At 64.9% G+C, this 5,913-nt stretch carries 5 protein-coding genes and 1 pseudogene; all 6 read left to right on the top strand.

What is annotated here, in order from left to right; genetic code table 11:
- Nucleotides 1–185 (top strand): annotated as a pseudogene (locus tag DBR34_RS22965) (hypothetical protein); the annotation flags it as partial.
- Between the two features lie 66 nt (nt 186–251).
- A complete protein-coding gene (locus tag DBR34_RS12780) occupies nt 252–611 on the top strand; it encodes a nuclear transport factor 2 family protein (RefSeq protein WP_128097071.1) in 360 nt (119 codons plus the stop codon).
- A 378-nt stretch (nt 612–989) separates the two neighbouring features.
- Nucleotides 990–1,532, top strand: coding sequence for a sorbitol dehydrogenase family protein (locus DBR34_RS12785; protein WP_258223892.1), 543 nt, complete (start codon nt 990–992; stop codon nt 1,530–1,532).
- A gap of 63 nt (nt 1,533–1,595) precedes the next feature.
- Complete coding sequence (locus DBR34_RS12790) at nt 1,596–3,236, top strand: GMC family oxidoreductase (RefSeq protein WP_128097073.1); 1,641 nt, start codon at nt 1,596–1,598, stop codon at nt 3,234–3,236.
- Nucleotides 3,233–4,618: a cytochrome c gene (locus DBR34_RS12795; protein WP_258223891.1), complete on the top strand. Its 1,386-nt coding sequence runs from the start codon at nt 3,233–3,235 to the stop codon at nt 4,616–4,618. Before DBR34_RS12790 ends, DBR34_RS12795 begins: the two co-directional genes overlap by 4 nt.
- Nucleotides 4,618–5,877: a carbohydrate porin gene (locus tag DBR34_RS12800; RefSeq protein WP_128097074.1), complete on the top strand. Its 1,260-nt coding sequence runs from the start codon at nt 4,618–4,620 to the stop codon at nt 5,875–5,877. Before DBR34_RS12795 ends, DBR34_RS12800 begins: the two co-directional genes overlap by 1 nt.
- The last annotated feature ends 36 nt before the right edge of the window (nt 5,878–5,913 follow it).

A 5,913-nucleotide genomic window follows, 5' to 3' on the forward strand; every position in this document is an offset into this window, starting at 1 on the left:
TCCGGATGGTGGTGGGGGCAGATGGAACGCCAGCCATCGCATTGAGCGACAAGGCCGACAGAACGCGCTTGCGCCTGACGGTAACCGAAGAAGGCTACGGCGCCATCGAGTTCCTCGATGCAGAGGGGCGGGTGATTCATACTCTGGCGCCAGAGGGGGAGCCCGCGCGGGCGAAGGCAGAATAGGTCCTGCGCCGAAGCGTGGCTGATTGCACGGCAATTGGGGTTGGAGCGCTATCTGGAGAACTGCACATGCAGATTGAAGTGTATGAAGAGCGACTTCGCGTCGCCATGCTGCACAGCGATGTCGCTGAGCTGGACCTGCTGATTGATGATGAGCTGCTGTTCGTCGGGCCAGGAGGCGGCGTTTATACCAAGGCAGATGACCTGCAACTGCACCGCTCGGGCGCGCAGCGCATGTTTCAGGCGGACTGGCAGGCCGTGGAGTGGCGTTCGTACGGTACGACATGCATCACCGTCGTCACCGCTGTGCTGGCTGGCACGCTCATGGGAGAGCCATTCTCTGGCCGGTTCCGTTATCTCCGCACCTGGGTGCAGAAGGAGGGGGTTTGGCGTGTGGTTGCGGGTAGTGTGTCGGCGATCAGCGAGTAACGCCCTGTTTCGTTGGCAACAACGGAGCTGGGAATCTCCGCGGGCGTTCTGGATGACGCGCTTCGCGAGCCGCCTTGGGCCCTGCATCAGGAAAGGGGCTTCCTGGACCGCCTAAGCTGGCTACTGTCATGCTGGCGTGAATGTTGCGCGCAATGAAGACAGATCGTTCCATCATCGACCGATGCAGGTACGCGCAGCTGAAAACGGGTGCAAGTTGCTGTTTGTCATCACTTAAGCGCAAGCAGACATTATTGATTGCGTTTCGGAACTATTAGCTTCGACAATTGATGTGCCGCGCGGCGCCTGCAATCATTGCCCGACCCCCCACGTCATAATTGGAACGCCCCCGTGGATCACAGCAACGGTGATGCGGGCCCAGTGCAATCCCATGGATGGTCGCGTCGGAAGTTCCTTCTGGCGTCTGCCTCGATGGCGTTGCTCGCGGCCTGCCGGCGCAGCGATGAACCCGCTGCCGACACCCAGCCAAGCGCCAACCCGTCCGCTCGCCACGATGCGGCAGCAGCGGGCAACACCGCTGCAGACACCGAATTTCTTGCGCTCTCCGTGGCCCTGACCGGCAAGGCTGGTCTTGATCCGTCTGTCGCCGGCAGAATCCGCGCCGCGCTGGCTTCACTGGACCCGGCCACCACCGCCGCACTTCCCGAGCTGAAGCGCGTTGCCGCCAACGCGGACTCTCCAGCGAAGATCGTCGCGTCGCCAGGCGTGCGCGATGCTGCGCTGGCCATCATTGCCGCGTGGTACACCGGCACGGTAGGGAAGGGCACCGCTGCGGTCACCGTCGCCTACCGTGACGCGCTCATGCAGCGCCCGGTTGACGACGGCCTGTTCCCGGCGACGTACGCGCTGGGTGGCCCGGCCTGGTGGGTCGCCGCACCGCCGGCCGCCATCGCCCTGCGCTGATCCACCGCCTTCCTGCCGATTGCCGCGCGGTGCGCTTGCGCTGCGCTTTCCGAGTGCATTCCCGTGAAAAAACCAACATTCAACAGCGGTGACGTCGATGCAGACGTCATCGTGGTGGGTTCCGGCGTCGTTGGCGCCCTGATCGCCAACCAGCTGGCCGCCGCAGGTCGATCCGTCGTGATTCTGGAAGCCGGCCCCCGACTGGAGCGGGCCGAGATCGTCCAGAACTGGCGCAATGCGAGCTTCGAGCGCCGCATCGGCAGCGACTTCCAGGGGCCGTACCGTCAGTCACCGCTGGCCACTGCGCCGCTGTACTTTCCGCCCAATGATTACGTGGCCCTTTCCGGGCCGGACGGCAACAGCTTCCGCCAAGGCTTCATCAAGGCCGTTGGCGGCACCACATGGCATTGGGCCGCCTCGTGCTGGCGCCATCTGCCGGTCGATTTCAAGATGAAATCCGCCTACGGGGTCGGCCGCGACTGGCCGATTGCGTATTCGGATATCGAGTCGTACTACTGCCGCGCCGAAGAGGCGATGGGCGTCTCCGGACCGAACGACCCCGAGCGCCAGAGCCCCCGCGAGCGCTCCAGGCCGTACATCGCCGACATGATTCCGTGGGGCCATGGCGATTCCACCTTCGCCGCGGTGGTCAACCCGCATGGTTACAACCTGGTGCCGATTCCGCAGGGACGCACCATCCAGCCCTTCAACGAGCGCCCGGCGTGCTGTGGCAACAACAACTGCCAGCCGATCTGTCCGATCGGCGCCATGTACAACGGCGTCCACACGGTGGATGCAGCCGAGAAGAAGGGCGCGGTGGTACTGGACGAGGCGGTGGTGTACCGGATCGACACCGACCACAACAATACCGTCACCGCGGTGCACTGGTACGACCGCGAGCGTGTCAGCCACAAGGCGACCGGGCGGCAGTTCGTGGTCGCATGCAACGCACTGGAAACGCCGCGCCTGCTGCTGTTGGCCGCCAATGCGCAGAACCCGAACGGCATCGCCAATTCGTCCGACCAGGTCGGCCGCAACATGATGGATCACTCGGGCTTCCATTGCTCCTTCATCGCGGACCGCCCCATTTGGCTCGGGCGCGGTCCCGCGCAGTCCAGCTGCATGGTGGGCCCGCGCGATGGCAGCTTCCGCTCTGAGTACTCGGCCAACAAGATCATCCTCAACAACATCAGTCGCGTTCCGGTGGCCACCCAGCAGGCGCTCAAGATGGGTCTTGTGGGCGAGGCGCTGGACGCCGAGATCCGCCGGCGAGCGGTGTACGGCGTGGACCTCTCGATCAGCCTGGAGCCGCTGCCGGATCCGAGCAACCGCCTGACGCTGTCCACTTCGCGCGTGGACGGCCTGGGCCTGGCGTGCCCGGACATCCACTATTCGCTGGGCGACTATGCGCGCAAGGGCTACGACAAGGCCTGCGAGCAGCTGCGTCACATCGGCACGTTGTTCAACGCCGAAGAATTCGAGATCACCACCGCGCTCAATGCAAACAACCACATCATGGGCTCCACCATCATGGGCAGCGATCCGCGCGATTCGGTGGTGGATGAGAATTGCCGCGCACACGACCATGCCAACCTGTGGCTGCCCGGTGGCAGCGCGATGGTGTCGGCAAGCGTGGTCAACAGCACCCTGACCATGGCGGCGCTGGGCCTGAAGGCCGCCGATGCCATCGAGCGTGCCCTGTGAAGTGGCTGACCCTACCGGGCCTGGTCCTGGCACTGATGGCGACCACCAACGTCCATGCCGACGACGCGGTCGAGCGCGGGCGCTACCTCGCCACGGCGGGCGACTGCATGGCCTGCCACACCAAGCCCAATGGCGGCAAGGAGTATGCGGGCGGTTACTCCATTTCCTCACCCATGGGCGAGATCTGGGCCAGCAACATCACGCCCTCGGTGAAGTTCGGCATTGGCAGCTACAGCGAGGCGGACTTCGAGCGCGCCGTTCGCCAGGGTATCCGCAAGGACGGTGCCCGCCTTTACCCGGCGATGCCGTATACGTCGTACGCGAAGTTGACCGCTCGCGACGTCCGCGACCTCTATGCGTACTTCATGGCCGAGGTAAAGCCGGTCGAACAGTTCTCTCCGTCCACCGACCTGCCGTTCCCGTTCAATGTGCGCCTGTCGATGGCCGGCTGGAACCTGCTGTTCCTTGATCGCAAGCCCGTGCCGTCCGATCCTTCCAAGGGCGCGCAGTGGAACCGCGGCGCCTACCTCGTTGAAGGCCTGGAGCACTGCGGCAGTTGCCACACGCCGCGCGGGCTGCTGATGCAGGAGAACGCCGGCCAAGCATTGTCGGGCGGCTCGCTGGGGCTGTGGTACGCCCCCAACATCACCTCGGACAAGGTCAGTGGCATTGGGGCCTGGACAGACCAGGAGATCGCGCAGTACCTGAAGACCGGCAAGGTCGCCGGCAAGGCGCAGGCGGGCGGCGGCATGGCCGAGGCCATCACGCACAGCCTGTCCAAACTCACCGATCAGGACATCGCTTCCATCGTGACGTACCTGAGGACTGTGCCCGCGGTCGCGGACCCCTCGATGAGCAGGAACGCCTCATCGTGGACGCTGCGCACCGGCGCGGGTGCGGGAGAGGCCGGCATCCGCGGCACCGGCCTGCCACTCACCGACGGCCATGTGCTCTATGACGGTGTCTGTGCCAGCTGCCACGGCACGCGCGGCGAGGGCAGCAAGGATCAGTATTACCCCTCGCTGGTCAACAACAGCACGGTCGGCGCAGCCACGCCGCAGAACCTGATTGCCACCATTCTCACCGGCGTGGATCGCGACGTGGCCGGCGAACACACGGTGATGCCGCATTTTTCCACCGGCTCCTACGTACAGCGGCTCAGCGATGAGGAAGTGGCCAGCGTCGCCACCTATGTCCGTCAGCAGTTCGGTCCGGGCGACAGCGTTTCTGAAGCCGACGTGCGCCTGGCGCGCGCAGGCGGTCCCAGGCCGCTGCTGATGACGTTGACCACGTACGGCCTGCCGCTGGGTGGGCTGGCGATCATTGCATTGGGTATCTGGATCTGGCGGCGCAGGGCGGCCCGGAAGAGGAGGGCGCCGTGATGCGCGCATCAGTAGTGGTGTTGTCGATCAGCGCGGTTCTGGCGTGTCAGCCGGCGCTGGCCAGTGATGCAGTTCCTGCAAAGCCGGTGGAGTCCGTCAAGCAGGTCCCGTTGAGTACCGGCCTGCCAGTGCGCGACTGGTTGCAGGACAGGGGTGTCACCCCGACGGCGCGCGTGGTGGTGTCCTCGAGCTATGTCGACGGCGGCTATCGTGGCTCGGGCACCGCGACGGCAACCCATGTTGATTTCGGCGCCGTCGTGGACACGGGCAAGGCGTTCGGCGTGGATGGCACGCTGCGGGTAGTCCTGTCAGATCGGTTCGGCCAGGCGGCGCACGATCGGTACACCGGCAGCTACATCCAGAACCAGGCGTTCTGGGGGCAGGGCCAGAACTTCCGCCTCAACGAGGTCTCCTACGAGCGTGCGCTCCTGGACAAGCGGCTCAGCCTGAAAGGCGGCTTCTTCTCGATGGGCAATGATTTTGGCGGGCTGCCCTATACCTGCAACTTCAACAACAACGGGCAGTGCGGCCATCCCCTCGGACCGATCTACAGCTCCGGCTGGCTCGACAATCCGACCGGGCAATGGGGCCTGCGCGTCAAATGGACCGACCCGTCCGGCTGGTATGCGCAGACAGGCGTCTTCGACGTGAATCCATCCCGCAAGCAGGCCGACAACGGTTTCAAGCTGGCACTGGATGGCAATACCGGCCTGTTCTTCCCGGTCGAGCTGGGCTACGTGAACGACCCCGGCCAGCGCGGCTACGGCGGCACCTACAAGGCGGGTTACTACTGGGACACCTCAAACGCGGCCGTTATGGGCAGTCCCGGCGCGCGCGAAGCCTCGCACCGCAGCGGCGAGTATGTGCAGCTGGCGCAGCGCATCTGGAAGCCGGAAGAAGAAACCGTCCGTGGCATTTCAGCCTTTGCCATCGGCACGCAGGCCGATGTTCGCACCGGCACGTTGCGGCGTTCGTGGGAGCTGGGTGTCAGTTGGCGAGGTCCGTTCCGGGCACGCGAGGACGACATTCTGAGCGCGGGTTGGACCCGGCTGGATTTCTCACGTCGGCTGCAGGCGTACCAGCAGGCTTCCGGCCAGCAGGTGCAGACCCGGGAAGAAATGCTGGAGCTCAACTATGGCGTCCAGGTGGCACCGTGGCTGGTTCTGCGTCCGGCGCTGCAATATGTGACGCGGCCGTCCGGATTGTCAGACCGGCCGGATGCATGGGTGTTTACGTTGCAGGCGCAAGCGACGCTCTGAACATCTGGGTCAAGAGGGCGGCCGGCGGGTAGGGAA

This window comes from Stenotrophomonas sp. HMWF003 (assembly GCF_003061285.1).
GTDB classification, from domain to species: domain Bacteria; phylum Pseudomonadota; class Gammaproteobacteria; order Xanthomonadales; family Xanthomonadaceae; genus Stenotrophomonas; species Stenotrophomonas maltophilia_AP.

What these genes read in the sequence shown, in the direction of transcription:
- DBR34_RS12780 (WP_128097071.1), top strand. Translation starts at nt 252, where the DNA reads ATGCAGATTGAAGTGTATGAAGAGCGACTTCGCGTCGCCATGCTGCAC.
- DBR34_RS12800 (WP_128097074.1), top strand. Translation starts at nt 4,618, where the DNA reads ATGCGCGCATCAGTAGTGGTGTTGTCGATCAGCGCGGTTCTGGCGTGT.